Consider the following 24,369-nt stretch of genomic DNA (forward strand, 5'->3'; position numbering starts at 1 on the left):
ACGGAACGCGTCCTCGGCGGCCCGGCGGGGGCTCCTCCCCCGGAACGACGGGCGAGGAGCCGCCGATGCCACACGCGACGCGCGGTGTCAACCCACCCGCCGGGGCGTCAGGTCCCCATCGCCCACGGCTCGCGATCGCCGCGGAGGCGGGCGGCGAGCGCCATCGCCTGCTCATCGGTCAGGGTCGCGACGTAGTCGACCACACCGCGCCCCCGGCCGAGCCGCTGCAGCGCGGCCGGGTCGGAGGTCGGCCGGCCGCGCTCGTCCGCCGGGAGCCAGTCGGGGTGGTCGGCGCGCAGGCGGAAGTAGCCGTCGGTCGCGAGCTCGATCAGGTCGAGCAGCTTCTGCGGAGCCCGCGAGCCGTCGCGCGGGTCCTCGAGCCAGGCGTCGAGGTGGGTCACCAGCGTCTCGAGCACCTGCGACTGGCCGCGCTGGTAGGTGGCGAAGTCCGGCCGGTCGATCACGAAGCGGGTGTGCACGAACTTCAGCACGGCCACGTCGTGCCAGGCGTCCGGGAGGAGGGAGAGGTGGCCCGAGCGGACGTTCGGCTCGGCTAGCACCACCACGGAGCGCTGCAGACGGCCGATCCAGGAGGAGACGAAGGCCTCGATCGCGCGCTCGGTGCGCGTCGATCCGTCGAAGGGGAGCGCGAGGAGCCCCTCGACCAGCTCGGTCGACACTCTCTCCACGGAGGCGCGGAAGTGCTCGTCGCTCGCGATCCACGGGTCGCGGGCCACGAGCCTCCGGCGGAGCATCTCGAGCGAGTGCCCGGGCGCGCGCGCCCACAGCTCCTCGGCGTCGAGGGCGGCGAGCGCGTTCTGCTCGCGGAGGAACGCGCGGAACTCCACGGCGACGGCCGCCTGCTGCAGCACTCCCGCGCGGTAGAAGTCGTCGAGGTCGTGCAGCGAGTAGGCGATGTCGTCGGCGACGTCCATGACCGAGCACTCGAGGGTCTGCTGCCAGGGGGCGATCGCGGCGAAGCCGGAGCGGGCGTCGAGCAGGTCGTCGAGGTCGAGGGTGTACGCCGAGAACTTCGGCGGAGCGGTCTCCCACCGGCTGGCGGTCGAGCCGCGGGGCAGCTCGGTCGGGTCGGCGGAGTCGATGCCGGGGCGGTGGACCGTCCGCCCCCACGGGTACTTGAGCACGGCGGCTCGGGAGGCGGCGGTGAGGTTCAGCCCCACCTCCACCGTCTCGCAGACGTCGAGCTCGGAGAGGATCCGGAACGACTGCGCGTTGCCCTCGAAGCCCTCCGCGAGCCCCAGCCGCTCGCGCGCGAGGCGGTCGAGCGCCTGCTCGCCGAGGTGGCCGAACGGAGGGTGGCCGAGGTCGTGCGCGCTGGCCGCGGCCTGCACGACCACCGGGTCGCAGCCGCCGAGCCGCTCGACCAGCTCGCGCTGGGCGGGATCGGTGGTGGTCAGCTGCATCGCGATCGCGCGGGCGACCGCGGTGACCTTGATCGAGTGCGTGAGCCGGTTGTGCACGACCTGGCCGACGCCCGAGGGCGAGATGACCTGGGTCACCGCGGAGAGGCGGGCGAAGTAGGGCGAGAAGCGGATCCGCTCCAGGTCGACGCGGTACTCGGGGTACTCCTCGCCGGTGGCGAACCGGTCGACGGGCTCGGGGATGCGCCGATCGCGGCGGTGGTCGTGCGGGGCCGAGGCCCGCGGGGCCGTCGTCTCGGGGAGTGCCGGCTCGCTCATGGCTTCACCCTAATCAGGGGCGCGGGGGCGGAGGGACCGCGCCGCTCCGGCGGTCGGCGTCGCTGCTCGGTCGGCGTCGCTCCTGCGGCGAGACACCGCGTCCGCCGGCGAGGCACCGCGGGGACGGCGGCGCCTCGGGGAGCGCACGAACACCTCGGCGGTCCGGTGGGCGAGGCCGGCGCCTCGGCGGACGCCGGGACGCCCCGCGGCAGCCCGGCCGACGGGCGAACAGAAGACGGGGGCGCGGACTCCCGTCAGGCGGACTGCTCGCGCGGAGCGACGGCGAGGTGCACGGCCGCGGCGACGACCGCGCCGAGGACGTAGGCCGCGATGTCGAGCCAGGAGAAGGTGGTGCCGACGACGAGGCGGAGCGGCGCCCACAGCTCGACCAGGCGCGCTGCGACTCCGATCGCCTGCAGCTGCTCCATCGCGATCGACCAGGCCAGCGCGATCCCGGCAGCCGTCACGCCCGGGATGCGCGGCAGGAGCACCGCGATCAGCAGCGCCACCAGGACGACGTAGGCCACTCCGCCGGCGAGGTCGGCGAGCAGCCCCGTGAGCACGAACCGCAGCGCCAGGCCCAGGCCGAGCACGGCGACGGCCGCGAGGGCGAAGCGGAACCGCGCCTTCACCGGGCACGCTCCTCGAGGGCGCGCTGGAGGCGGTCGAGGGCGAGGAGGAACGTGCGGTCGTCGGCCACGCGCCAGCCGAGGGCGGCCGGGGCGGCGACGACCAGGGGCACGAGGACGGTGCGCGGGCGCCGCCTCGCCGCACGCAGGACGGCGGAGGCGGGCGGCGGCGCGAGGACCGCCAGGACCAGCGCGCGGACCCGGTGGGCACCCGAGGGCGAGGTGCCGACGCCCACCGACACGATCCGATCCCACTCGGCGATGCGCAGGGCGTCCGCGCGCTCGGCGGCGAGCTCGAGTCCGTCGCGGCCGACGGCCAGCACCGCGGCGGCGGCGGCCGGAGAGGCGGAGGCGGGTGCCGCGATCCGGCGCAGCGCCCGGGCGAGCTCGGGAGTGCGCAGGACGGCGAACCCCTCGGTGACGGCGGCGAGCGCCGCCAGCCGGCGCTGCCGCTCCGGGCGGCCTGACGGACCCGGGCCCGGACGGCGGCCGGGGCGGGCAGGGGCGCGGCGAGCACCGCGGTCGGCTCGAACCGCGTGCGCGGGGGCAGCGGGACCGCCGGCGGCCTGCGCGGCGGGGGCTCGCCCCAGTGCGGCGTCGATGCGGGATCCATGCGCCCCTCCCTCCTCGCGCGGCTCCGAGCCGCCCCTGAGATCATCCCTCCTCCGCCCTCCCGCCTTGCCGAGAGGGCTCGGCGGGCTTACCATGGAGTACCCCCCGGGGGTATGCCGCGACTGGCGTGCCGCCCGGACGCCCACCGGGCCGATCGACCGGATCGGACCGGACGCACGACACAGGAGGACCCATGAGCACCAGGATCGACCTCGGCCTGACCGCGAGCGGATCGACGGGAGGCTGCGGCTGCGGCGGAGGCGGCGCCTGCGCGTGCGGCGGCCACGGCTCTGGCCGCTCCGATGGCGGCCACCCGGCGCAGGGCTCCCTGTCGGCCGCGTCCGTGCAGAGCTTCGGCGTCGCGGGCATGACCTGCGAGCACTGCGTCCGCAGCGTCACCGAGGAGCTCGCCGCCTACCCCGAGGTCTCGGCGGTCGACGTGTCCCTCGCCCCCGACGGGGTCTCGACCGTCACGGTCGGCTCCTCCCGGCCGCTCGGCCGCGAGGAGATCGCCGCCGCCGTCGCCGACGCGGGCTACCGCCTCGCTCCCCTGAGCTGACGTGGCCGAGACCACCGGCACCCCGCTCGAGCTCGCCATCGGAGGGATGACCTGCGCCTCCTGCGTCGCGCGGGTCGAGAAGCGCCTCGACGCGCTCCCCGGAGTCCACGCGACCGTCAACCTCGCCCTCGAGCGCGCAACGCTGACCCTCCCGCCCGGCACGACTCCGGCCGACGCGATCGCCGCCGTCGAGGCCGCGGGCTACAGCGCGACGGTCCCCTCCACCGGCGAGGCGGCTCCCGCGGAGGAGCAGGAGGAGCAGAGCGACGACGACCGCGAGCGGCGCGCCCTGCGCACCCGGCTCCGCGTCTCCGCCCTGCTCGCCGTGCCGGTGGTTCTGCTCTCGATGATCCCGCCGCTGCAGTTCGCGAACTGGCAGTGGCTGTGCCTCGCCCTCGCCTCACCGGTCGCGGTCTGGGGCGCGCTCCCCTTCCACCGCAACGCCTGGCGGGCGCTGCGGCACGGCTCCACCACCATGGACACCCTGATCAGCCTCGGGGTCGGCGCATCCTTCGCCTGGTCGGTCTGGGCTCTGTTCCTCGGCGATGCCGGGCGGCCCGGCATGAGCATGCCGTTCGAGCTGCTGGGCAGCCGCTCCGGCCACGATGAGATCTACCTCGAGGTCGCCGCCGCCGTCCCCGTCCTCGTGCTGGCCGGCCGCTACCTGGAGGCGCGGTCGAAGCGCGACGCCGGTGCGGCGCTCCGGGCGCTCCTCCGCCTCGGCGCGAAGGACGCCGTGCGCGTCGCCGCCGACGGACAGGAGGAGCGCGTGCCCGCGTCCTCGCTCGCCGTCGGCGACGTCCTCCGCGTGCGCCCCGGCGAGACCGTCGCCGCCGACGGCACCGTGCTCGAGGGCTCGAGCGCGATCGACGCGAGCATGCTCACCGGCGAGAGCGTGCCGATCGAGGTCGGCCCGGGCTCGACCGTGACCGGCGGAGTGCTCAACGCGCACGGCCTGCTCACCGTCCGCGTCGACCGCGTCGGCTCCGAGACCACGCTCGCGCGGATGGGCCGCCTCGTCTCGGACGCGCAGGCCGGCAAGGCGCGCGTCCAGCGGCTCGCCGACCGCGTCTCCTCCGTCTTCGTGCCGGTCGTGGTGGTGCTCGCCCTGGCCACCCTCGCCGGCTGGCTGATCGCCGGCGCCGACCTCGCCGCCGCCGTCTCTCCCGCCGTCGCCGTCCTCGTCGTCGCCTGCCCGTGCGCGCTGGGCCTGGCCACCCCGACCGCCGTCCTCGTCGGCACCGGCCGCGGCTCCCAGCTCGGGATCCTCCTCCGCGGGCCGGAGGTGCTCGAGGCCGGGCGGCGGATCGACACGGTCGTGCTCGACAAGACCGGCACGCTCACCACCGGCGCGTTCCAGGTCGTCGAGTCCAGCGACGACGAGAGCCTGCGGATGCTCGCCGCCGTCGAGCGCGGGTCGGAGCATCCGCTCGCCGCAGCGATCGTGGCCGGGGCCGCGCACCTCGACGTCCCCGAGGCGACCGGATTCCGCTCCAGCACCGGGTTCGGCGTGCGCGCCCGGGTCGAGGGCCGCCTGGTCGTCGCCGGCCGGCTGCGCTGGCTGGAGGAGCAGTGGGGCTTCGCGCCGGGCGGTCTCGCCGAGCGCGCCGAGCGAGCGACCGCCGAGGGCGGCACCGTCGTCGGCGTCGGCTGGGAGGGGGCGCTGCGCGGCTTCGCGGTCCTCCGCGACGAGCCGAGGCCGGAGGCGTCCCGCACCGTCCGCGCCCTGCGCGAGCGGGGCCTGCGGGTGATGGTGCTGACCGGCGACAACCCGCGGGCGGCGCAGGCCGTCGCCTCGGCCGTCGGCATCGACGAGGTCGTCGCCGAGGTGCTGCCGGAGGAGAAGCTCGCGGTGATCGAGCGCCTCCGTGCGGAGGGCCGCCACGTCGCCTTCGTCGGCGACGGTGTGAACGACGCCGCCGCGCTGGCCGCCGCGGACGTGGGGATCGCGATGGGCGCCGGATCGGACGCGGCGATCGAGGCGAGCGACATCACCCTCGTCGGCGACGACCTCGGCCGGGTGCCCGACGCCCTGCGCCTCGGGCGCCGCACCCTCGCGGTCATCCGGGGCAACCTCTTCTGGGCCTTCGCCTACAACGTGGCCGCGATCCCGCTCGCGATGGCCGGACTCCTGGGGCCGCTCGTGGCCGGCGCCGCGATGGCGTTCTCGAGCGTCTTCGTCGTGCTGAACAGCCTGCGGCTGCGGTCGTTCCGCTGAGTCCCGGCGGGCCGTCCGGAGTTCCCTCGCGGAGCTCTTGACGGCCCGCCCGCAGGTGGCGAGGGTGAGCGCATGAGCCTCTTCATCACCTGCCCGGTCGACGACGTCGAGCGCGCCACCGCCTTCTACACCGCGCTGGGCTGGACCCTGAACGCCGAGATGTCCCGCGAGGACGTCTCCTGCTTCGCGATCGGTCCCGGCACGTCCGTCATGCTCGCGAGCCGCGCGATGTACGAGAGCGTCGGCGCCACCGAGGAGCTGATCGGCGCCCCCGGCACCCCCTCGAAGGTGACCGTCTCGTTCGTCCTCGACAGCCGCGAGGCCGTCGACGAGCTCGTCGAGCGGGCCGCCGCCGCGGGAGGCCGGATCGGCGACACCGACGACTACTCCTTCATGTACCAGCGCCAGTTCGACGACCTCGACGGCTACCACTACTCCCCGTTCTGGATGAAGCCGGGCGGCGACGCGGCGGAGTGACGGGGCCGCGCGGACTCACTCCGCGTGCCGCAGGCGGTGCCGCCGGACCGCGGCCCGGTTCGCGCAGCGGACGGAGCAGTACCGCTGCCGGCCGTTCCGCGTCACGTCGACGACGACGTTCCTGCAGTGGTCGCCCGACGCCCGACCGGCCTCGCACCGCAGGAGGCGGCTCATCCCCCGGGTCGTCAGGTGCAGCGCCGTGCCCACCGCGATGACGGCGTGGAGGACGTGCGCCAGGGACTGGTCCTGGTCGCGGTAGTGCAGGTGCCAGCCCTCGTCGTCGTGGTCGGTCAGGCGCGGATACGCGGCTATCGCGGCCATCTGGCGGTTCAGCGACGTCGCCCGGTCGCTCGGAGTCGGCGCGTCGACCACCTCGAGCCACTCGTCGATCACGTCGCGTGTCCTGGCGTGGTCGTCCGGGCCGGACTCGAAGGCCATCGTCATGCCGAACTCGCGCGTGCGCGCCTCGATGCCCTCGCGGTCGGACGGCCAGTCGTTCGCGAGGGAGGCGGCGAGCAGGACCGCGTACTCGCCGTAAGGGTTGAGCTGCATAAGACCATGACAGCACAGTGGCTCCCATGCGCACCTCCACACCCTCCCCGCACCCCTCCGAGCCGCTCGCCCCCGCCGTCGATCCGCACGAGCACGGCTGGACGACCGAGTCGGCCCACCGGACCAGCGAGGGCGTCGTCGTGTACGTCCGCTGCGCCGGCTGCGGCACGCGGCGCGTGGACGTGCGGACCGGGCACCAGGATCCCCCTGCCGCTCTCAGCCGCGTCCTGCCCGCCTCCGACGACCGCTCCTGCCGTGGAGCAGAGGGAGGATGAGGGCATGATCGCCGACCTGACCCTCCCCTGCGACGCCGGCCCCGGGGAGAGGAGCCTCCTCCTCCGGCGTGCGGTGCTCGACGACCTCCCCGCGCTCGTCCGGCTCCTCTCCGACGACCCGATCAGCGCCGGGCGCGGAGACGTCGCCGCCGAGGAGGACGGGGCCGCCTACGAGGCCGCCTTCCGGAGCATCGCGCAGGACCCGGGCAACGATCTCGTGGTCGCGGTGGACGGCGCCGGAGCCGTGGTCGGCACGCTGCAGCTGACCGTGATCCCCGGGATGGCGCGCCGCGGCAGCTCCCGCCTGCTCGTCGAAGCGGTCCGGGTGGCGAGCGCCGAGCGGTCGGCCGGGATCGGCACGGCCCTGATGCGCTGGGTGCTGGACGTCGCTGCGATCCAGCTCCGCGCGCCGCTCGTCCAGCTGACCTCGGACGCCGCCCGCACCGACGCCCACCGCTTCTACCTGCGCCTGGGCTTCGTCGACTCGCACGTGGGCTTCAAGCGCCGCGTCGAGCTGCCGGGCTCGTAGCGGCGGTGCGGGCTGCCCGTCCGGACGCCCGATCGGCTGTCCCCGCGAGCACGGCCGGCCCAGGAATGGACGATCCGAGCGGAGGCCCGGACGGCACTGCTCGCCTCTCCCCGGCCGACGTGATTGGCTGGCCCGATGAGAACCGAGACCCGTCAGGGCGTCCCCCTCCTGCTCGTCGACGACGACGGAGGCGCGCTCTCGACCCCGGACGACGCGATCGCGCTGATCGGCGAGACCTACGGCGGCGACGTCGAGACGATCGTGGTGCCCGTCGGCCGGCTCGACCCCGAGTTCCTCCGCCTGCGCTCCGGCATCGCCGGCGAGTTCGTGCAGAAGTTCGTCTCGTACGGCAAGCGGCTGGTGATCCTCGGCGACGTCAGCGGGCCGGTTGCGGAGTCGAGCGCGCTGCAGGCCTTCGTCATCGAGTCGAACCGCGGCGACCACCTCTGGTTCGCCGCCGACCTCGAGGCGCTCGACACCCGCCTCCGCAGCTCCGGGACCGCGACCGAGCCCGGCGCCGACGGCGGAGTGGAGCCGACGCCCGGCCCCGCCCGCTGATGCCCCTGCTCCAGCCCGGCCCCGACGGCTCTCCACCCGAGGTCGACGGTCCGGTCCGCCTCCTCCTGCTCGCCGACACGCACCTCCCGAAGCGGGCGAAGGCCCTCCCGGACGAGGTGTGGCGCGCGGTCGACGAGGCAGACCTGGTCGTGCACGCGGGCGACTGGGTCGACGAGGCGACGCTGGACGCGCTGGAGGAGCGGGCGGCGCTCCTGCTGGCCGTGTGGGGCAACAACGATCCGGAGCCGCTGCGCGCCCGCCTGCCCGAGGTCGCGCGCGCCCGCATCGCCGGCCTCGACGTCCGCGTGGTGCACGAGACCGGAGCGGCGACCGGCCGCGAGACCCGCGCCGACGCCGCCCATCCGGGTGCCGACGTGCTCGTCTTCGGGCACAGCCACATCCCCTGGGACACCGTCTCCCCGGCGGGTCTCCGCCTGCTCAATCCGGGCTCCCCGACGGATCGGAGGCGCCAGCCGGCCTGCACCTTCCTGACCGCCGTCGCCGACGACGGAGTGCTCCGCGACGTGCACCTGACCGCCCTGCCGCTCCGGGCACGAACCATTCCCGGCGGCGGCGCAAGGGGGTCACAGAGCATTTAGGTCGGCCTAAGCTCACCTGGATGAGCAGCTCACACGACCACCCCGACTCCGCGCACCTGCGCCCGGAGGGTCTCGACGACGCCACCGTGGCGGCGCTCGGGAAGCTCTCGGAGGCGCTCGAGACGGTCGAGCACGCCCGCGGTCTGCTCTACGGCTTCCACCGGCTCACCGGCGCAGCCGACCTCGCTCTGGGCGAGGCCGTCGACGCGCTGCGCGAGGCCGGCCACGCCGCGACCGCCGAGCGGATCGAGGCCGAGCTCGTCGGCCGCAACGTCATCGAGGGGCGCTGGACCTTCCAGATCGTCGAGGACTACGACGACACCTACTACGCCGCGTTCCGGGAGCAGGAGCGCGCCGCGCGCGACGAGCTCGCCGGCGGACGCCGCCACCTCTTCGAGTCCGAGATGAAGGAGGACCGCCGCTCCGGCGGCCGCCGCCACCACGAGTCGCGCCCGGAGGCGGGCTCGTGAACGCCGTCATCCGGATGCACGCCTCGTCGCTGCGGGTCAAGGCGGTCACGCCGGGCCGCGGCGGACGGGGCACGCCTCCCGAGCCCGAGGCGACGATGCGGCGCACCACGCTCAGCATCGACGGCCGCCGCTTCCTCCTCGCCGTCTCCCTCGACACCGAGGAGCTCGAGAAGCGCCTGGTCGAGGCCGTGCGCAACCGCGGCGACATGGTGAGCTTCACGGTCGCCGGCGAGCGCGAGGTCTGCGTGCTGGTCTCCCCGGGCGTCGCGGTCATCCTCGAGCACGAGGACGTCCCGGTCGAGGATCCGGACGCCGAGGACGCGCCGATCCTGTACGACGACGTCGAGTACCTGACCTGATCCGTCGGCGGCCGGTCCCGGCCGCCGGTCCGGGCGCGGCCTCTCGACTCGGGTCGTCCGCCCGCTCAGACCGCTCCGGTGCTCGCCCACAGGTGGAACGCCGCGTGCGCCCGGTGCGGCCGCCACGCCTGCGACGCCGCCTCCGCCTCCGCCGTGCTCACCCGGCCGAGCGCCTTCCGCAGCACCAGGTCGCCGGCGGGGAAGGCGTCCGGATCGCCGAGGAACCGGAGCGCGAGGTAGTCGGCCGTCCACGGCCCGATGCCCGGGATCGCGAGGAGCGCGCGCCGCTGCTCCGGCAGGTCGCCCGCGCGGTCGAGCACGGGTCCGGCGGCGAAGGCCTCGGCGACGGCACGGACCGTCCGCGCCCGGGCGTTGGTGATCCCGATCGCCGAGCGCAGCGCCTCGAACTCCGGCGCGAGCAGGGCGGCGGGTTCGGGGAACGCCAGCAGACCGCGCTCCCCCGGGGCGCCGAAGGCCGCGGCGGTCCGTCCGCCGAAGGTCCGGGCCGCGGCGACGGACACCTGCTGGCCGAGGACCGCCATCACCGCCGCCTCGAACGCCTCCGGGTACTGCGTCGCGCGCAGCCCCGGTCGGGCCGCGACGGAGCGGGCGAGCAGCGGGTCCCGCGAGAGCTCGGCGCCGATCGCCACGACGTCGGAGTCGAGGTCGAACCAGGCACGGACGACCGCGGCCGCCGGCGTCAGCACGTCCGGCTCCGCCTCCACCCGCAGCCCGGTCTCCGTCACCTCGAGCACGATCGGCCGCGGCGCCCCGTCGAGGGTGAGCAGGCGCTCCAGGCGCCGGCCGTCGGCCGAGACCCGCTCCACTCCGGGGAGGGCGTGGTTGCGGAGGAGGCTCGCGGCGCCGGCGGAGTCGAAGGGCCCGAGGGCCGGCAGGTCGAGGGAGGACGTCTCGTTCAGGGGAGCAGGACCGTCTTGCCGCGCGCGCGGCCCGACTCGACGAGGGCGAGCGCGGCGGCCGCCTCGGTCAGCGGGAAGGAGGGCCCGAGCACGACCTCGAGCTCCCCGCGACCGGCGCGGTCGAGCAGGCCCGGCCGGGCGGCGTCGCGGAGCGCGGTGCCGGGATCGGCTCCCGGTCCGCCGCCGAGCATCAGGATCCCGCCGAGGCGGGCGGCGTGCTCGAAGCCGGCCACAGTGGCGATGCGCGAGCGGTCGGCGACGAGAGCCACCGAGGCGTCCAGCGCCTCGTCGGTGCCCGCCGTGTCCAGCGCGACGTCGACGCCGCCGGGGGCCAGGGCGCGCACGCGCTCCTCCAGCCCGGCGCCGTAGCGGACCGGCTCCGCGCCGAAGCGGCGGACGACCTCCTCGCCGCGCTCGCTCGTGGTGCCCAGCACCCGTGCTCCGCGGGCGACCGCGAGCTGCACCGCGAGCGAGCCGACGGCCCCGCTCGCCCCGTGCACCAGGACGGTGTCCCCGGAGGAGACGCGGGTGGCCTCGACGAGGTGCTCGGCGGTCGTCCCGGCCAGCAGCAGGCCCGCGGCCGCCGCCCAGCCGAGCCCGGCGGGCTTGGGCAGGACCGCGCTCGCGGGCGCGAGCAGCTCGGCGGAGTAGCCGCCGGAGACCCGGAACGCCACGACATCGTCGCCCACTCGGATCGGGCCGAGCGGCCCCTCGGCCCCCTCGCCGACCGCGGTCACGACTCCGGAGACCTCGCTGCCCGGCCGGACCGGCACCCGACCGCGCCCGAACATCCCGCGCAGGAGCTTCGCATCGGCCGGGTTCACGCCCGCGGCGCGCACCGCGATCCGCACCCTGCCGGGCGTCGGCTCCCCCGGATCGACCTCGACGGCGCGCAGCGCCTCCGGCCCGTCGAATCCCTCGGCCTGCATCGCGACGACCATGCGTCCGCCTCCCGTCCCCGGGCGCCTGCGCACCCGAGCGCGACGCTAGCAGCAGCGTCCGACCCCCGGACCCCCTGCGGCGAGCGCGGCAGCCGACCGAGAACGCCCGTTCTGGTACCGCCTACCATGGAGGGATGTCCCCGATCCTCGACGAGCGCCCTCCCCGCGAGGCGATCCTCGCGGCCGCCGACCGCCTCTACTACGAGCGCGGCATCCAGTCCGTCGGGATGGACGAGCTCCGCACGGCCGCGGGCGTCTCGCTGAAGCGCCTCTACTCGGAGTTCCCGAGCAAGGAGTCGGTGGTGGTCGCCGTCCTGCACGGCCGGCACGAGCAGTGGACCCTCGGCGTGACCACCCGGGTCGCCGCGGCGGACGGACCTCGCGGCAAGCTGCTCGCGATCTACGACTTCCTCTTCGACTGGTTCTCCGAGGACTCGTTCCGCGGCTGCGGCTTCATCAACGCCTTCGGTGAGCTCGGCTCGTCGAACCCGATGGTCGCCGAGATGGCGCGCGACCACAAGGAGACGTTCCAGCGCTTCCTCGCGACCCTCGCTGAGGAGGCGGGAGGCGGCGCCGAGCTCGCCGCGCAGCTCGCGATCCTCGCCGAGGGCGCCCAGACCACCGCGGCCATCGCCGGAACCCCGGAGGCCGCCCTGCACGCGCGTCGCGCCGCCGAGATCCTCATCGACGCGGAGACGCGCCCCGTCTGAGGTACGCCGCGCGCGGATCAGGCCTCGCCGCCCCCGGGCGGGCCGACCACCAGCAGCGCCGCGAAGACGACCGCGACCAGAGCCAGGACCAGCGCCCCGGCGAGCACGGGCCGCCCGAGCGCCCAGCGGAGGAGCCGGCTCGTCACGCGCCGGTCGCGCGGGTCGTCCGTGGCGTGCGTCCGCCACGGGCCCTCCAGCAGGCCGCGGCGCTCGAAGCCGCGCTCCAGCGGCACCGTCGCGTAGGGCACGACCGCGCTGACGACCGCGAGCGCCGTCGCGCCCGCCGACCACCGCTGGTTCACCGCGAGCACCAGGGCCGCGGCTCCGTAGGCGAGGAACGCGAACCCGTGGATCGGCCCGGCGACGCTCACCGGCCAGTCGCCGGCTCCGGCCGCGTACTTCAGCAGCATCCCGACGATCAGGAGAGTCCAGGTCACCGCCTCGACGATCGACAGCAGGCGGAAGAGGCGGCGCGGGCTCATGGGATCGGCTCCGTTCGGTCCGCGGCGACGCGGCTCGGGGTCGGTCGAGGGTCGCCCGGAGCCTACGGGAGCACGCTCGCGAGGAACCTGAGCGGACGAGGACCGCTCGGGGCGCTCAGCCTAGCCAGCCGGTGAGCGAGAGGGCCGTCACCGCGCCGACCAGGCCCGCGGCGACGAGGGCGACCGTGCCCGTGACTCCGCTGCGGGAGGGGGCGGCGGCGGGGCCGCCGGCCAGGCGCGCCCAGAGCCGGCGTGCCACCTCCTCGGCGGAGGGGCGGTCGGCCGGATCGAGAGCGGTCATCGCGGTCAGCAGCTCGCGCCACTCCGCCGGGACCGTGTCCGGGACGACAGGCGCGTGGTGGAGGCGCTGGATCGAGATCTCGAGCGTCGTGCCGGTGTAGGCCCTGCGGCCCGAGACGGCCTCGAGGAGGACCAGCCCGAGCGAGTAGACGTCGGACGCCGGTCCGACCGGGCCGGAGCCGAGGCTCTCGGGGCTGAGGTACGCGGCGGTGCCCACCAGCACGTCGGAGCGGGTGAGCCGGGCGTCGTCGACCGAGCGGGCGATCCCGAAGTCGCTGAGCTTGGCCTCGTGCGCGGAGAAGCCGGATGCGGTGGCGCGCGAGCGGACGAGGACGTTCTCGGGCTTCACGTCGCGGTGGAGGACGCCCTGCGCGTGCAGGTGCGCGAGAGCGTCGGCCACCTGGGCGCCGACCTCCGCGACGAGCCGCTGGTCGCCGGAGCCGAACCAGTCGGCCGCCGGGTCGCTGCGGTCGAAGTACTCGAGGACGAGGAACGCGAGGTCGCCCTCCTCGCCGGGGATCTCGCCCTGGTCGAGGACGTCCACCACGGAGGCGTGACGCGAGTCGATCAGGAAGCGGATCTCGCGCTCGCGACGCGCCCGCTCGTTGGGGGTGTCCGGGACGTCGCGGTGGACCTTGACCGCGACCTGGCGGGCGAGGCGGAGGTCGCGGGCGCGGTAGACGACGGCGCTGCCACCCTCCCCCACCCGCTCGAGCACGAGGTAGCGACCGGCCAGGGTGGAGCCGACGAGCGGGTCCACGACGTCGGCGGGGAGCGGCTGCAGGCGGTCGAGTTCGTCCAGCACGGGCAGCTCCCTTCGCGAATGAGTCACTAGCTCGTCTAACTAGTAGTCCCTTCGTAGTGGTCGCCGCCCTTTCGGGCAAGCACCTCGGGGGAGGTTGGCTTGTCTAGATGTTCTTGCTACGAGACTGTCTAGACTGTTCGGCATGGATGAGGTCACGCTGAAGCGACCCGGGGCCTTCTGGTTCTCGGGTGAGGCGACCGAGCCCGGAGCGGTGGAGGTCCTCGCCGCGATGCGCGCCTTCCGCACGGCAGAGGCCGCGATGCGCCGCCGGACCCGCGGATCCATGGGCATGGGCGAGAACGACCTGCTGGCCGTGCAGTTCCTCATGCGCCGCCAGCAGAAGGGCGTGCACGTCAGCCCGAAGGACCTGGCCTCCTACCTCGGCATCTCCTCCGCCTCCACGACCGTGCTGATCGACCGGCTGGTCAAGAGCGGGCACGTGGTCCGGGAGCCGCACCCGAGCGACCGCCGGGCCATCCGCATCGTCGCCACCCCCACCTCCCACCGCGAGGTGCGCGAGACGCTCGACGAGATGCACCGCCGCATGCTCGAGGCGGCCGAGACGCTCAACCCCTCCGAGGCCGGGACCGTCATCCGCTTCCTGCAGACGATGCGCGACATCGTCGAGCGCCCGGCCGACTCCGAGACGGTCGACGCCGCCCAGGAGCTCGCGGGCGAGCCGATCGGCGAGTACGCCGACGGCGTGCTGGAGCAGCGCCGCGCCTGACCGGCGTCCCCGCGGCCGTGGCCGCGCGTCCCCGGGAGTTCACTCCGAGGGTCTTCTGCCGCGCCCCGGATCCGTCGGAGAATCGAGGCGTCCGGCGGCGATGGACAGAAAACGCAGTCCGCGACGTAAGTAGCTAGCTCAACTAGTAGGAAGTCTTTCTAGCGATATAGAGTGACGGACGTCAGCCACTCGCACGTCAGATCGGAGCACACCATGGGCAACATCCTGTACGGCACTCCCCCCGCCGCCATCGAGGTCGAGGACCGCGCCCTCGCCCACCTCCAGATCGTCATCATCAACAAGTTCCGCCGCGACGAGCGCTTCCTGCTCACCCTCGACGCGAGCCCCCAGGCCGGCACCGGCCGCCGCGGCGTGTGGATGCACCCGACCATCCCGATCCAGTTCGAGTTCAAGGGCAGCCGCCAGCCCACGATCAACCCGGAGTGGGTCGAGGCCCTGATGGAGCGCGCCAACAGCGGCGCCGGCCTCCGCATCGTGCCCGAGCCGACGAGCAACGCCGCCGTTCCGCTGCGCCGCGCCGAGCCCGCCGCCTGACCCTCCGCGCCTGAGCCGCTCCCGATCAGGCTCCGCCGCCGCACACCGACACGACCCGCCTTCCCGCCCGGGAGGCGGGTTCTGTCGTCTCCGGGCGTGAGAACCCCGGGAGCGCGCTCGCAAGTGGTTGACATTCCGCGCCACGGTCAGGGTCGCAGTCCTACACTGCTCCTGCGGCACGGGGTCGTTCCGGCGGGCTCGTCCCTGCTGTCGCACGCATGACCGGCCGCCGGCCGCTCGGGCCCCCCTCTCGAGCGACCGGCGGACGGCTGCGCGGCGCACCCGAAGCGCCGTCCGCGAGGTCCGCCGGAACCAGGAGCGGCCAGATGACCCACGGAACGAACAGCCTCACCACCACCGTCGACGAGGTGCGCCCGGGCGACCTCTTCTGCGCCGTCGTCGCCCACGAGACCGAGCAGTGGCGCGTCGTCGCCGTCCTCGGCATCCGCGTCCTCGCCGAGCGGGTCTCCGGAGGAGACCGCCGCAGCTTCACCCTCCGCTTCGTGCGCCACCAGCTCTCGCCGGACGTGCTCATCGCGAGGGGCGCCGCAGCGAACCGCTAGGGGATCAGGCGCTCCGCGCGGTAGCGGTCGAAGAGCGCCGTGAACGAGTCGACCGTCCGGTGGAACGCCGTGAAGCCGGCGAGGCGGGACTTGCCGATGTCGGTGACGACCTCGAGGTTCCGGCCGAGGTCGGCGTCGGTGTGCCACCAGGAGGCGACGCGGGAGAGGTCGGGCTCGATCAGCCCGTGCTCGTCGACGAGGCGCCGCCAGACGGGCTCGGCACCGGCCATCTGCTGCTCGAGCGGCTGCGGCTCCTCCCCCGGGCCGACCGGCTCGACGCCGAAGTGCTCCGCGATCCGGGTCCACATCCAGCGCCAGCGGAAGACGTCGCCGTTGACCACGTTGAAGGCCTGGTCTCGGCCCGCCTCCGACGTCGACGCCCAGAGCATCTGCTCGGCGAGGATCGTCGCGTCGGTCATGTCGGTGAGTCCGTTCCACTGCGTCAGCGAGCCGGGGAACACGAACGGGGTGCCCTCGGCACGGTGGATCGACGCCGCGACCGCGAGGGTCAGCCCCATGTTCATCGCGTTGCCGACCGCGTGCCCGATGACCGTGTGCGAGCGGTGCACCGACCAGGTGAACCCGGCGCGCCCGGCCGCGGCGAAGAGCTCGTCCTCCTGCGCGTAGTAGAAGTTCGGGGAATCGAGGCGCTCCTCCTCCTCGTGGAACGGGGTGTCGGGCATCGTGCCCTGCCCGTACGCCTCGAACGGACCGAGGTAGTGCTTGAGGCCGGTCACCAGCGCGACGTGCTCGACGGGAGCGTGCGCGAGCGCGGCGAGGAGGTCGCGGACCATGCCGCCGTTGACCGCGATGTTCTCCTCCTCCGTCGCCTGGCGGGACCAGGCGGTGAAGAAGACGTGCGTGGGGCGCTGGTCGGCGAGCACGCGGGCCAGGTCCTCGGCGGAGCGCAGGTCGGCGGCGAGCGGAGTGACGCCGGGGCGCGCGTCGATCGGGCGGCGCGAGAGGGCGGTCACCGGCCAGCCCTGCTCGGCCAGCAGGTCGACGAGGGCGGAGCCGCCGATGCCGGTCGCGCCGACGACGAGGGCGCTGCGGGGGTCGGACGGGGGGACGGGAGTGGTGGAGGACATCCCCTGGGCCAACAGCCCCGGGGGCGAGGCATTCCCCGATCCGGGCGTCACGGAGGGACACCGGAGGTCACGGAGGGACACCGGGCGTCACGGGCGGACCGCGGACCGGGCTCCTCCCCTACCGTCGAGCACGAGCCGCCCGGGGTGGGCGCAGCGGAACAGGAGCCGACGAGATGACCGCGACCGATCTGCGGGCCGTGCCCGAGGTGGACTACGAGGAGCTGGCGGGGCGGTTCCGGCCGCTGTTCGCCGAGATCGCGGCGGGGGCGGCGGCGCGGGAGAGCGCACGCGAACTGCCGGTCGCGCAGATCCGAGCGCTGGCGGAGGCCGGGTTCGGCGCGGTGCGCGTGCCGCTGGAGTCCGGCGGGGCCGGCGCGACTCTCCCCCAGCTGTTCCGCCTGCTGACGGAGCTGGCCGCCGCCGATTCCAACCTCCCGCAGGCGCTCCGCGGCCACTTCGCCCTGGTCGAGGACCGGCTGCTCGCGACCGACGGGACCCGCGAGCGCTGGCTCCGGCGCTTCGCCGACGGCGAGCTCGGCGGCAACGCCTGGACCGAGGTCGGCACGGTCGCGATCGGCGACGTGCAGACGAAGGTCGCTCCGGTCGAGGGCGACCCGACGCGGTTCACGGTGACCGGCACGAAGTACTACTCCACCGGCAGCGTCTTCGCCGACTGGATCGACACCTTCGCCCAGCGCACCGACACCGGGCAGAAGGTGATCGCGATCGTCGACGCTCGCCAGGCGGGCGTCGAGCACGCCGACGACTGGGACGGCTTCGGCCAGCGCACCACAGGCTCGGGGACGAGCACCTTCACGAAGGCGGTGGTCGCGGCCGAGGACGTGATCGACTTCGAGACCCGGTTCCGCTACCAGACCGCGTTCTACCAGGCGGTGCTGCTGGCCGTGCTGGCGGGCTCGATCGCGGGGGCCGAGCGCGAGATCGCAGCCGAGGTGCGGGCGCGGACCCGGATCTTCTCGCACGGGAACGCCGAGTCGTTCGCGGCGGATCCGCAGATCCTGCAGGTGGTGGGACAGGTCTCGGCCGCCGCCTATGCGGGAGCGGCGATCGTGGAGCGCGCGGCGGTCGCGCTGCAGCGGGCGCACGACGCGGCCCTCGACGGCGACCCGCTCGAGGACGAGCGGCAGAACGACCTCGCAGAGCTCGAGACGGCGCAGGCCCAGATCGTCCTGACGCAACTGGCCACCCGGGCGACCTCCGACCTCTTCGACGCGCTGGGCGCCTCCGGGGTGAGCACCCGCAAGAACCTCGACCGGCACTGGCGCAATGCGCGCACGGCCGCGAGCCACAATCCGTGGGTGTTCAAGGCGCGGATCGTCGGCGACCACGCGGTCAACGGCACCGTGCCGCCGCGGGTCTGGGCGATCGGCGCGGGGCCGAAGCGGTAGTCGCCCCCGGCGCCGGCTGGGGGCGGTGGACAGCCGACAAGGGCGGAGGAGAGGATCGAGGGGGCGGCGACGCGGCCGCCGCGGACGAGGGGGCTCGCGATGATCCGGACGACGACCGCGAGGGGCGCCGGTGCGCTGCTCGCCTGCGCGGCGGGGCTGCTCGCGCTGAGCGGCTGCACGGGAAGCGCCGACGAGGGGACCGCCCCGACGACCGCTCCACCGCTGGTCTCGAGCGCACCGACGACGAGCAGTGCCGTGCCGACCGCGAGCGCCGGCAGCGCGACTCCGCTGCCCACCGCGACCCCGGCCACCGCCCTGCTCCCCTGCGAGGACCTGCTCACGGCCGAGGAGGAGGCGTCGCTCGCCGAGGACGGTCTCGCCCTCTCGCCCGAGGCGACGGTCTACGACGTCGACTACCCCGTCGTGCAGGAGATCGCCGAGGACGGGGTGCTCTGCCGGTGGAGCGGCCAGGGCGACGTGTCGGTCGTGGTCGGGCAGCTGGCGGTCCCGGACGCGGAGTGGCCGGATCGGAGCGCCGCGCTCCTCGCGGACGGGTTCACCGCCGACGACACCGCGGCTCCGGGCTTCCTCGACGGGCCCGACGGACCGGACGAGAGCTACCCCGGCCGCGGCGTCCTCCACCGCGACGGCGTCCTCTACTACGTGAGCTACTCCGGGATCGTCGGCTCGATCGTGCCGCTCTCCGACTGAGGCGGCGGATCGACGACCCAGGGCGGGCGCCCGTGGTCGGCGCTGCTCCCCGTCGTCAGCTGCTCGCCGTGGTGGTCGAACGACAGCGGGACTCCCGCCTCGGCGCACTCACGGCCGATCAGGTCCATGGCGTTCCAGAAGTACTCGCTCGCTCGTCGATCCCCGGAGATCGCGGAGAGCAGATTGCTCGTGGCGAGACGAGCAGCGTCGGACGCGATCGAGTTCGAGGAGCTCTCGTCGAAGCCCTCGAGGGCTTCGCGAAACGGTGGACGCAGAACGGGATCGAGTTCCGGCGCGTAGTCGTTCCACGTGCGCTCGAGCGGGACACAGGGAGCGGCCTCCTGATCGCCTCCCGGCTCGGTGCAGCCCACGAGGAGCAGCACGGATACGAGTACCGCCGATGAGGCGGTCGTGCGGCCCACCATCGTTCATCGCTCGATGTGCATCGTCCCCGTCGTGACCCAGACCGCGCAGTCCTTCTTGCGATATTCCGGGGCACTGGTCTCGAAGATGTGATCGCAGGTCGAGACGCCGGTGTACCACTTCACGCACCCCCCTTGAAACTCGTCCTCGCAGTTCTTGTTCGGCTGAATCGGAGCGGCCGAGGCCACCTGCGCCCCGAGAACCGGCGTCAGCGCCAGCGCGACGACAGCGAGACCGGACCCGAATCACAGAGAACTCTTCACGACGTCTCCTCATTCGCCGGCAGATCCGCCGGGTCCTGGGACCGTATCCATCGCGGAGAGGGTGTCGGACGGTCGGCGCGAACTCGACACATCGAGGCGCGGGCCGGGCCCTCGAGAAGGGGTAGCGTCGACAGGTGCGATTCCCGTGGCGTTCCCGAGACAGCGAGCGACTGCCGCGGGACGTGCTCGTGCTGGGGGTCGTCGCCTTCTTCGTGATGCTGGGGTTCGGCGTCGTCGTGCCGGTGCTGCCGACCTACGTGCGCAGCTTCGGCGTCGACTACACGGCGGTCGGCGCGGTCGTCTCGGCGTTCGCGCTGATGCGGCTGGTCGCGAATCCGTTCGTGGGGCCGCTCGTCGACCGGTTCGGCGAGCGGGTCGTGCTCGCCGTCGGCATCGGCATCGTCGCGCTCTCCTCGGCGCTGGTCGGCTTCGCCTCCGACTACCCGCACCTCCTCCTGCTGCGCGGAGTCGGCGGCATCGGCTCCGCGATGTTCTCCGTCGCGGCGATGACGCTCCTCCTGCGCACCGCGAGCCCGGAGCGGCGCGGCCGCTCGATCGGCTTCTACCAGGGCGGCTTCCTGCTCGGCGGCATGGCGGGCCCCGCGGTGGGCGGCGTGCTCACGGCGATCTCGCTCACCGCCCCCTTCTTCTTCTACGCCGGCACGCTCGCGATCGCGGGGCTCGTCGGGCTGATCCTGCTGCAGCGGCCGGAGCGCGACGCGGCACCGTCCGCCGCGGCGAGGACGAAGCCCCTGCGCGAGGTCGCCCGCGACCGCCGGTACCAGAGCGCGGTGCTGGCGAACTTCGCCCTCGGCTGGTCGGCGATGGGAGTCCGCGCGACGCTCGTCCCCGTGCTCGTCGTCGAGGGGCTCGGCGGGCAGCCCGCCTGGACCGGCATCGCGTTCGCGATCGCCGCGGTGGTGCAGACGATCGCGCTCGCGCCCGCCGGCCGCTTCGTCGACACGGTCGGCCGGCGCCCGGCGCTCATCGGCGGGTTCTCCGTCGCGGCGGTGGCGATGCTGGCGATGCCGTTCGTCTCGGAGCTGTGGCTGCTCGTCGTGCTGCTCTGCGTCTACGGAGCGGCGGCCGCCTTCATGGGCACGGCCCCGGGCGCGCTGGTCGGCGACGCGGCGGGCGAGCGCGGCGGCAAGCCGGTCTCGGTGTTCCAGGCCGCGTCCGACCTGGGCGGCGTGATCGGGCCGCTGCTCGCGGGCGCTCTCGCCGACGCCGCATCGCCGACCGCGGCCTTCGCCTCCGCCTTCGTGCTGCTGGCGGCGAGCGCGCTGCTCGGCCTGCGGATCCCGCGCTCGCGGATCGCCTAGCTGTTCCGCCCGCGGGCGTCGACGGGCCAGACGGAACCGCCGCCGTCGCGGAGGAGGACGCGGTACTCGTCGGCCAGGTTCACCGCGACGCAGACGTGGTTCGGCGCGATCCGCACCCGTGTCCCCACCGGGAGGTCGACTCCGGTGATCGTCGCATGGTGCTCCGAGAGCACCGGGATGCGCGCCTCCGGGTGCTCCGGGAGGCGGCCGAAGCCGCTCGAGGCCGCGCCGCGGTCGGAGGAGAGCACCTTGCTGCCCGCGTCGGCGATCAGGTGGTCGCCGCGGCGGGACACGATCGTGGCGAGGACGGTGACGGCGATGTCCTCGGGCGCCATCGTGCCGATCTCCCACTGCTGGGCGTCGCCGAGGGCCGAGACTCCGGGGCGCAGCTCCGTGAGCACCGAGGAGTCGGCGAACGCGGCCGAGGGGGTCGAGCCTCCGCTGACCACGCGGGCCTCGACTCCGGACGCCGCGAGCGACGCGACCGACTCGGCGAGCGCGCGCGCCTCGTCGCGGGCGGCCGCCGCTCCGTTGCCGGCCGCGTAGCTGTGGCCGGGGAAGGTGAAGACGCCGGCGACGTCGAGCCCGGCGGAGACGGCGGCCGCGGCGATCGCGCCGGCTTCGGCGGGGAGCACGCCGCTGCGGTGGTGGCCGGAGTCGATCTCGACGACGACCTCGAGCCCCTCGCGCTCGGGCAGGGCCGCGGCCAGGCGCTCGGCCGACTCCGCCGAGTCGACGCCGACCCGCACACGGGCGCTCGCGAGGACGTGGCGGAGCCGCCCGGCGCGCTCGGCGTCGACCCAGAGCGGGTAGGCGATGAAGAGGTCGCGGATCCCTCCCGCGGCGAAGACCTCGGCCTCCGAGACGGTCGCGACGGTGAGGCCGACGGCCCCCGCGGCGAGCTGGCGCCGGGCGATCTCGAGCGACTTGTGCGTCTTCGCGTGGGGGCGGAGCGCCAGGCCCCGCTCGCGGGAAGCCGCGGCGACGGCGGCGATGTCGCGGTCGAGCACCGCCTCGTCGAGCACCAGCGCCGGAGTGGCGAGAGCGTCGAGCACGGCGGAGCGGGCGGAGGAGTCGGCGGCGGCGGCGGTATCGACGGTCACGCGCCGAGCCTAGGCCGCACCACCGGCCCGCGTCCCGCCGTGAGGGCGGCCTCGGGCCGGTCCGCCGCCCGGTCATCGCGCCCCGCGGAAGGCCCCGCGGAGGGATCCCGTCGAGCACGACACCTCGTCGACCTCGGAGGCGGCCGCGCCGCGCCGCTCCGACACCGTCCTCCGGATCGCCCACCTCTCCGCCGGGACGCTCGCGACGACGCTCCTGGGCTTCGGCGTCGTCGGGCAGAGCCCTCTCGTCCACTGACCGTTCATCCTCCGCGGGATGCGGGGAGGACCCCGGCGCTGCCAGGCTGAGCGGATGACTCCGCAGTCCTCCCGCCTCCGGCCCTTCGGCCCGTCCGGCGCCACCGTCACCCGGCTGACCCTCGGCACCTCCTGGCGGCCCGAGCGCGTCGCCGACCTCGACCGGGTGCCTGCCCTCGAGCGCGTCCTCGACTCCGACGCCGCCACCCGCGCCGTCTCCGTCGTCGACACGTCCAACGAGTACGCCGGCGGCCACAGCGAGCGCCTGATCGGCGAGGCCCTGCAGGCCCGCGGCGGCGTCCCCGAGGGGATCACCGTGGTCACCAAGCTCGACCGCGACCCGAGCACCGGCAGCTACTCGGCCGAGCGGATGCGCCGCAGCCTCGACGAGAGCCGCGAGCGCCTCGGTATGGACGTCCTCCCCCTGCTCTACCTGCACGACCCGGAGCGCATCTCGTACGACGAGGCCTTCGCCGAGGACGGCTCGGTCCGCGCGCTCGTCGCGATGAAGGAGGCGGGCGTCGCCCTCTCGATCGGGATCTCGGGCGGACCCGCGCCGATGCTGCGCCACTACGTCGACACCGGCCTGTTCGACGCCGTGATCACCCACAACCGCTTCACGCTCGTCGACCGCTCCTCCGAGGAGCTGATCGACGCGTCCGTCGACCGCGGCGTGATCGTCGTCAACGCGGCGGTCTACGGCGGAGGCGCCCTCGCGCGCTGGCCGGAGCCGGTCGCCTCCTACGCCTACCGGCCGGCGCCGCGCGAGATCGTCGACGCCGTCGCGGCGATGGGAGCGGCCTGCGACCGGGCGGGCGTGCCGCTCGCCGCCGCCGCGCTGCAGTTCTCGACGCGCGACCCCCGCGTGACGACGACGGTCGTCGGCGCCACCTCCGCCGAGCACTACGACTCCTTCGTGGCCGACGACGCGCTCGAGATCCCCGACGCGCTGTTCGAGGAGCTGGAGTCGCTCGCTCCGCCGAGCACCGTCTGGCAGGACGCGCCCGGGGCGACCTGGCCGCGCTGATCCGGGCATAGCCGGGCTCTCCTCCCGGTTGGAGCACGTGACCCCCTCCGCGAGATGCCGCCGGCGTGCGCCCTCACCGGCGTATCGCCTACCGAAGCGGCGTTCCGCGGAGAAGCACGACAGGAGAGACATGACCGACACCGCCTTGCTCCAGCCGCTGACGCTCCGCTCGAGGACCGCGCGCAACCGCCTCTGGGCGGCACCGATGTGCCAGTACTCGGTGGAGGCGCAGGACGGCGTGCCCACCTCGTGGCACCTCGTGCACCTCGGCGGGCTCGCGCGCGGCGGATCGGGCGTCGTCATCGCGGAGGCCACCGCCGTCGTCCCCGAGGGGCGGATCAGCCCCTGGGACACGGGGCTGTGGAACGACGAGCAGCGCGACGCCTGGGCTCCGATCGTCGACTTCATGCACGGACAGGGCGCGCTCGCGGGCGTGCAGCTCGCCCACGCGGGCCGGAAGGCGTCGACCTACCGCGAGTGGAGCGGACGCGGATCCGTGCCGCTGGAGGACGGCGGCTGGCCGACCGTCGCTCCCTCGGCCGTCGCGTTCGAGGGCTACGCGGAGCCGCGCGAGCTGGCCGCGGAGGAGCTGCCCGGCCTCGTCGAGGCGTTCCGCGCCTCCGCCCGCCGCGCCGCGGACGCCGGCTTCGACGTGATCGAGCTGCACGCCGCGCACGGGTACCTGCTCCACCAGTTCCTGTCGCCGCTCTCGAACACCCGCGAGGACTCCTACGGCGGCTCGCTCGAGAACCGGGCGCGCCTGCTGCTCGAGGTCGTCCGCGCGGTCCGCGCCGAGATCGGGGAGCTCGTGCTGCTCGTCCGCTTCTCCGCGACCGACTGGGCCGAGGGCGGCTGGACGCTGGAGGAGACGATCACCGTCTCGGAGTGGGCGCGCGCCGAGGGCGTGGACCTCTTCGACGTGTCGACCGGCGGACTCGTGCACGCCAGCATCCCGGTGGCGCCGCTCTACCAGGTGCCGTTCGCGCGCGACCTGCGGAAGGCGACCGGTGCGCTGGTCGGCGCCGTGGGACTCATCACCACGGCGGAGCAGGCGGAGGGCGTGGTCGCGAACGGCGACGCCGACGTCGTGCTGCTCGCCCGCGAGCTGCTGCGCGACCCGAACGCTCCGGTGCGGATGGCGCACGAGCTCGGCGCGGACCTGCCGGTGCCCCCGCAGTACACCCGGGCCTGGCGCTGAGCCTTCAACTGCGAGATGCCACCTGTGCGC

The 24,369-nt window shown here is 74.5% G+C and carries 29 protein-coding genes; 18 read left to right on the plus strand and 11 right to left on the minus strand.

All coding sequences use genetic code 11. The annotated features are described in order from the left end of the window. Nucleotides 1–107 precede the first annotated feature (107 nt). The 3 genes from dgt to GTU71_RS09230 form a co-directional block, all read right to left on the minus strand. A complete protein-coding gene (gene dgt / locus GTU71_RS09220; protein ID WP_104233447.1) occupies nt 108–1,700 on the minus strand; it encodes a dGTP triphosphohydrolase in 1,593 nt (530 codons plus the stop codon). A gap of 254 nt (nt 1,701–1,954) precedes the next feature. Next, a complete protein-coding gene (locus GTU71_RS09225; RefSeq protein ID WP_104262387.1) occupies nt 1,955–2,332 on the minus strand; it encodes a DUF2809 domain-containing protein in 378 nt (125 codons plus the stop codon). Beyond that, nucleotides 2,329–2,652 carry a hypothetical protein gene (locus GTU71_RS09230; protein ID WP_159939729.1) on the minus strand — a complete coding sequence of 108 codons (324 nt, stop codon included), beginning with the start codon at nt 2,650–2,652 and terminating at the stop codon, nt 2,329–2,331. The genes GTU71_RS09225 and GTU71_RS09230 overlap by 4 nt, the downstream gene beginning before the upstream one ends. Before the next feature lie 482 nt (nt 2,653–3,134). On the opposite strand from GTU71_RS09230, the gene GTU71_RS16455 reads away from it, so the two are divergent. The 3 genes from GTU71_RS16455 (at nt 3,135) to GTU71_RS09245 (ending at nt 6,195) form a co-directional block, all read left to right on the plus strand. Beyond that, nucleotides 3,135–3,500, plus strand: coding sequence for a heavy-metal-associated domain-containing protein (locus GTU71_RS16455; RefSeq protein ID WP_104237794.1), 366 nt, complete (start codon nt 3,135–3,137; stop codon nt 3,498–3,500). A gap of 1 nt (nt 3,501) precedes the next feature. Next, complete coding sequence (locus GTU71_RS09240; protein WP_279631237.1) at nt 3,502–5,718, plus strand: heavy metal translocating P-type ATPase; 2,217 nt, start codon at nt 3,502–3,504, stop codon at nt 5,716–5,718. A 72-nt stretch (nt 5,719–5,790) separates the two neighbouring features. After that, nucleotides 5,791–6,195 carry a VOC family protein gene (locus GTU71_RS09245; RefSeq protein WP_159939730.1) on the plus strand — a complete coding sequence of 135 codons (405 nt, stop codon included), beginning with the start codon at nt 5,791–5,793 and terminating at the stop codon, nt 6,193–6,195. A 15-nt stretch (nt 6,196–6,210) separates the two neighbouring features. On the opposite strand, the gene GTU71_RS09250 is transcribed toward GTU71_RS09245, so the two are convergent. Next, nucleotides 6,211–6,747, minus strand: a complete 537-nt coding sequence (locus GTU71_RS09250; protein ID WP_159939731.1) for a CGNR zinc finger domain-containing protein — start codon at nt 6,745–6,747, stop codon at nt 6,211–6,213. A gap of 26 nt (nt 6,748–6,773) precedes the next feature. On the opposite strand from GTU71_RS09250, the gene GTU71_RS09255 reads away from it, so the two are divergent. The 6 genes from GTU71_RS09255 to GTU71_RS09280 all read left to right on the plus strand — a co-directional run bounded on the left by GTU71_RS09255 (nt 6,774) and on the right by GTU71_RS09280 (nt 9,537). Then, the gene (locus GTU71_RS09255; RefSeq protein WP_159939732.1) at nt 6,774–7,022 is read left to right on the plus strand and encodes a hypothetical protein; all 249 of its coding nucleotides are present in this window, start codon (nt 6,774–6,776) and stop codon (nt 7,020–7,022) included. A 4-nt stretch (nt 7,023–7,026) separates the two neighbouring features. Continuing rightward, entirely contained in the window at nt 7,027–7,551 is a 525-nt protein-coding gene (locus GTU71_RS09260; RefSeq protein WP_159939733.1) for a GNAT family N-acetyltransferase, read from the plus strand. A gap of 135 nt (nt 7,552–7,686) precedes the next feature. Further along, nucleotides 7,687–8,109: a DUF4180 domain-containing protein gene (locus tag GTU71_RS09265; RefSeq protein WP_159939734.1), complete on the plus strand. Its 423-nt coding sequence runs from the start codon at nt 7,687–7,689 to the stop codon at nt 8,107–8,109. Continuing rightward, on the plus strand, nt 8,109–8,708 hold the full coding sequence (locus GTU71_RS09270) for a metallophosphoesterase (protein WP_104257132.1): 600 nt from the start codon (nt 8,109–8,111) through the stop codon (nt 8,706–8,708). The genes GTU71_RS09265 and GTU71_RS09270 overlap by 1 nt, the downstream gene beginning before the upstream one ends. 20 nt (nt 8,709–8,728) lie before the next feature. Next, a complete protein-coding gene (locus GTU71_RS09275) occupies nt 8,729–9,178 on the plus strand; it encodes a hypothetical protein (protein WP_104224173.1) in 450 nt (149 codons plus the stop codon). After that, entirely contained in the window at nt 9,175–9,537 is a 363-nt protein-coding gene (locus GTU71_RS09280) for a hypothetical protein (protein WP_104224172.1), read from the plus strand. The genes GTU71_RS09275 and GTU71_RS09280 overlap by 4 nt, the downstream gene beginning before the upstream one ends. Nucleotides 9,538–9,602: 65 nt before the next feature. On the opposite strand, the gene GTU71_RS09285 is transcribed toward GTU71_RS09280, so the two are convergent. After that, on the minus strand, nt 9,603–10,457 hold the full coding sequence (locus GTU71_RS09285; RefSeq protein ID WP_308471227.1) for an AlkA N-terminal domain-containing protein: 855 nt from the start codon (nt 10,455–10,457) through the stop codon (nt 9,603–9,605). Then, complete coding sequence (locus GTU71_RS09290; RefSeq protein ID WP_244230515.1) at nt 10,454–11,398, minus strand: NADP-dependent oxidoreductase; 945 nt, start codon at nt 11,396–11,398, stop codon at nt 10,454–10,456. Before GTU71_RS09290 ends, GTU71_RS09285 begins: the two co-directional genes overlap by 4 nt. A gap of 134 nt (nt 11,399–11,532) precedes the next feature. Between GTU71_RS09290 and GTU71_RS09295 the strand changes: the two genes are divergently transcribed. After that, on the plus strand, nt 11,533–12,108 hold the full coding sequence (locus tag GTU71_RS09295; RefSeq protein ID WP_104224170.1) for a TetR/AcrR family transcriptional regulator: 576 nt from the start codon (nt 11,533–11,535) through the stop codon (nt 12,106–12,108). A 17-nt stretch (nt 12,109–12,125) separates the two neighbouring features. On the opposite strand, the gene GTU71_RS09300 is transcribed toward GTU71_RS09295, so the two are convergent. Then, nucleotides 12,126–12,590: a DUF3817 domain-containing protein gene (locus tag GTU71_RS09300; RefSeq protein ID WP_159939735.1), complete on the minus strand. Its 465-nt coding sequence runs from the start codon at nt 12,588–12,590 to the stop codon at nt 12,126–12,128. 115 nt (nt 12,591–12,705) lie between these two features. Continuing rightward, nucleotides 12,706–13,695 carry a serine/threonine-protein kinase gene (locus GTU71_RS09305; RefSeq protein ID WP_159939736.1) on the minus strand — a complete coding sequence of 330 codons (990 nt, stop codon included), beginning with the start codon at nt 13,693–13,695 and terminating at the stop codon, nt 12,706–12,708. A 142-nt stretch (nt 13,696–13,837) separates the two neighbouring features. Here GTU71_RS09305 and GTU71_RS09310 point away from each other — a divergent pair, with 142 nt between their 5' ends. From GTU71_RS09310 to GTU71_RS09320, 3 genes are all read left to right on the plus strand, one after another. Beyond that, nucleotides 13,838–14,422 carry a MarR family transcriptional regulator gene (locus GTU71_RS09310; protein ID WP_104224167.1) on the plus strand — a complete coding sequence of 195 codons (585 nt, stop codon included), beginning with the start codon at nt 13,838–13,840 and terminating at the stop codon, nt 14,420–14,422. Between the two features lie 213 nt (nt 14,423–14,635). Then, nucleotides 14,636–14,977, plus strand: a complete 342-nt coding sequence (locus tag GTU71_RS09315) for an ATP-dependent DNA ligase (protein WP_104224199.1) — start codon at nt 14,636–14,638, stop codon at nt 14,975–14,977. A 326-nt stretch (nt 14,978–15,303) separates the two neighbouring features. Further along, entirely contained in the window at nt 15,304–15,540 is a 237-nt protein-coding gene (locus GTU71_RS09320; protein ID WP_104225949.1) for a hypothetical protein, read from the plus strand. Here GTU71_RS09320 and GTU71_RS09325 read toward each other — a convergent pair. Then, complete coding sequence (locus GTU71_RS09325; protein ID WP_159939737.1) at nt 15,537–16,628, minus strand: SDR family oxidoreductase; 1,092 nt, start codon at nt 16,626–16,628, stop codon at nt 15,537–15,539. The genes GTU71_RS09320 and GTU71_RS09325 overlap by 4 nt on opposite strands. A 173-nt stretch (nt 16,629–16,801) precedes the next feature. Here GTU71_RS09325 and GTU71_RS09330 point away from each other — a divergent pair, with 173 nt between their 5' ends. Together GTU71_RS09330 and GTU71_RS09335 are read left to right on the plus strand one after the other, a co-directional pair. Further along, on the plus strand, nt 16,802–18,037 hold the full coding sequence (locus GTU71_RS09330) for an acyl-CoA dehydrogenase family protein (protein ID WP_159939738.1): 1,236 nt from the start codon (nt 16,802–16,804) through the stop codon (nt 18,035–18,037). A 99-nt stretch (nt 18,038–18,136) separates the two neighbouring features. Further along, complete coding sequence (locus GTU71_RS09335; RefSeq protein WP_146079420.1) at nt 18,137–18,748, plus strand: hypothetical protein; 612 nt, start codon at nt 18,137–18,139, stop codon at nt 18,746–18,748. On the opposite strand, the gene GTU71_RS09340 is transcribed toward GTU71_RS09335, so the two are convergent. After that, on the minus strand, nt 18,706–19,173 hold the full coding sequence (locus GTU71_RS09340) for a hypothetical protein (protein WP_159939739.1): 468 nt from the start codon (nt 19,171–19,173) through the stop codon (nt 18,706–18,708). The genes GTU71_RS09335 and GTU71_RS09340 overlap by 43 nt on opposite strands. 395 nt (nt 19,174–19,568) lie before the next feature. Between GTU71_RS09340 and GTU71_RS09345 the strand changes: the two genes are divergently transcribed. After that, a complete protein-coding gene (locus GTU71_RS09345) occupies nt 19,569–20,756 on the plus strand; it encodes an MFS transporter (protein ID WP_244229579.1) in 1,188 nt (395 codons plus the stop codon). Here the strand turns inward: GTU71_RS09345 and GTU71_RS09350 are convergent. Then, the gene (locus tag GTU71_RS09350; protein ID WP_244230516.1) at nt 20,753–21,859 is read right to left on the minus strand and encodes an alanine racemase; all 1,107 of its coding nucleotides are present in this window, start codon (nt 21,857–21,859) and stop codon (nt 20,753–20,755) included. The two genes, GTU71_RS09345 and GTU71_RS09350, sit on opposite strands and share 4 nt — an antisense overlap. A 310-nt stretch (nt 21,860–22,169) precedes the next feature. Between GTU71_RS09350 and GTU71_RS09355 the strand changes: the two genes are divergently transcribed. Both GTU71_RS09355 and GTU71_RS09360 read left to right on the plus strand, forming a co-directional pair. Continuing rightward, entirely contained in the window at nt 22,170–23,141 is a 972-nt protein-coding gene (locus GTU71_RS09355; protein WP_159939740.1) for an aldo/keto reductase, read from the plus strand. A gap of 130 nt (nt 23,142–23,271) precedes the next feature. Continuing rightward, nucleotides 23,272–24,339 carry an NADH:flavin oxidoreductase/NADH oxidase gene (locus tag GTU71_RS09360; protein WP_159939741.1) on the plus strand — a complete coding sequence of 356 codons (1,068 nt, stop codon included), beginning with the start codon at nt 23,272–23,274 and terminating at the stop codon, nt 24,337–24,339. Nucleotides 24,340–24,369: the final 30 nt, after the last annotated feature.

The organism is Rathayibacter sp. VKM Ac-2762, from assembly GCF_009866585.1.
GTDB lineage: Bacteria > Actinomycetota > Actinomycetes > Actinomycetales > Microbacteriaceae > Rathayibacter.

What these genes read in the sequence shown, in the direction of transcription:
- dgt (WP_104233447.1), bottom strand. Translation starts at nt 1,700, where the DNA reads ATGAGCGAGCCGGCACTCCCCGAGACGACGGCCCCGCGGGCCTCGGCC.
- GTU71_RS16455 (WP_104237794.1), top strand. Translation starts at nt 3,135, where the DNA reads ATGAGCACCAGGATCGACCTCGGCCTGACCGCGAGCGGATCGACGGGA.
- GTU71_RS09245 (WP_159939730.1), top strand. Translation starts at nt 5,791, where the DNA reads ATGAGCCTCTTCATCACCTGCCCGGTCGACGACGTCGAGCGCGCCACC.
- GTU71_RS09250 (WP_159939731.1), bottom strand. Translation starts at nt 6,747, where the DNA reads ATGCAGCTCAACCCTTACGGCGAGTACGCGGTCCTGCTCGCCGCCTCC.
- GTU71_RS09255 (WP_159939732.1), top strand. Translation starts at nt 6,774, where the DNA reads ATGCGCACCTCCACACCCTCCCCGCACCCCTCCGAGCCGCTCGCCCCC.
- GTU71_RS09260 (WP_159939733.1), top strand. Translation starts at nt 7,027, where the DNA reads ATGATCGCCGACCTGACCCTCCCCTGCGACGCCGGCCCCGGGGAGAGG.
- GTU71_RS09265 (WP_159939734.1), top strand. Translation starts at nt 7,687, where the DNA reads ATGAGAACCGAGACCCGTCAGGGCGTCCCCCTCCTGCTCGTCGACGAC.
- GTU71_RS09270 (WP_104257132.1), top strand. Translation starts at nt 8,109, where the DNA reads ATGCCCCTGCTCCAGCCCGGCCCCGACGGCTCTCCACCCGAGGTCGAC.
- GTU71_RS09275 (WP_104224173.1), top strand. Translation starts at nt 8,729, where the DNA reads ATGAGCAGCTCACACGACCACCCCGACTCCGCGCACCTGCGCCCGGAG.
- GTU71_RS09290 (WP_244230515.1), bottom strand. Translation starts at nt 11,398, where the DNA reads ATGGTCGTCGCGATGCAGGCCGAGGGATTCGACGGGCCGGAGGCGCTG.
- GTU71_RS09295 (WP_104224170.1), top strand. Translation starts at nt 11,533, where the DNA reads ATGTCCCCGATCCTCGACGAGCGCCCTCCCCGCGAGGCGATCCTCGCG.
- GTU71_RS09300 (WP_159939735.1), bottom strand. Translation starts at nt 12,590, where the DNA reads ATGAGCCCGCGCCGCCTCTTCCGCCTGCTGTCGATCGTCGAGGCGGTG.
- GTU71_RS09310 (WP_104224167.1), top strand. Translation starts at nt 13,838, where the DNA reads ATGGATGAGGTCACGCTGAAGCGACCCGGGGCCTTCTGGTTCTCGGGT.
- GTU71_RS09315 (WP_104224199.1), top strand. Translation starts at nt 14,636, where the DNA reads ATGGGCAACATCCTGTACGGCACTCCCCCCGCCGCCATCGAGGTCGAG.
- GTU71_RS09320 (WP_104225949.1), top strand. Translation starts at nt 15,304, where the DNA reads ATGACCCACGGAACGAACAGCCTCACCACCACCGTCGACGAGGTGCGC.
- GTU71_RS09325 (WP_159939737.1), bottom strand. Translation starts at nt 16,628, where the DNA reads ATGTCCTCCACCACTCCCGTCCCCCCGTCCGACCCCCGCAGCGCCCTC.
- GTU71_RS09330 (WP_159939738.1), top strand. Translation starts at nt 16,802, where the DNA reads ATGACCGCGACCGATCTGCGGGCCGTGCCCGAGGTGGACTACGAGGAG.
- GTU71_RS09335 (WP_146079420.1), top strand. Translation starts at nt 18,137, where the DNA reads ATGATCCGGACGACGACCGCGAGGGGCGCCGGTGCGCTGCTCGCCTGC.
- GTU71_RS09340 (WP_159939739.1), bottom strand. Translation starts at nt 19,173, where the DNA reads ATGGTGGGCCGCACGACCGCCTCATCGGCGGTACTCGTATCCGTGCTG.
- GTU71_RS09355 (WP_159939740.1), top strand. Translation starts at nt 22,170, where the DNA reads ATGACTCCGCAGTCCTCCCGCCTCCGGCCCTTCGGCCCGTCCGGCGCC.
- GTU71_RS09360 (WP_159939741.1), top strand. Translation starts at nt 23,272, where the DNA reads ATGACCGACACCGCCTTGCTCCAGCCGCTGACGCTCCGCTCGAGGACC.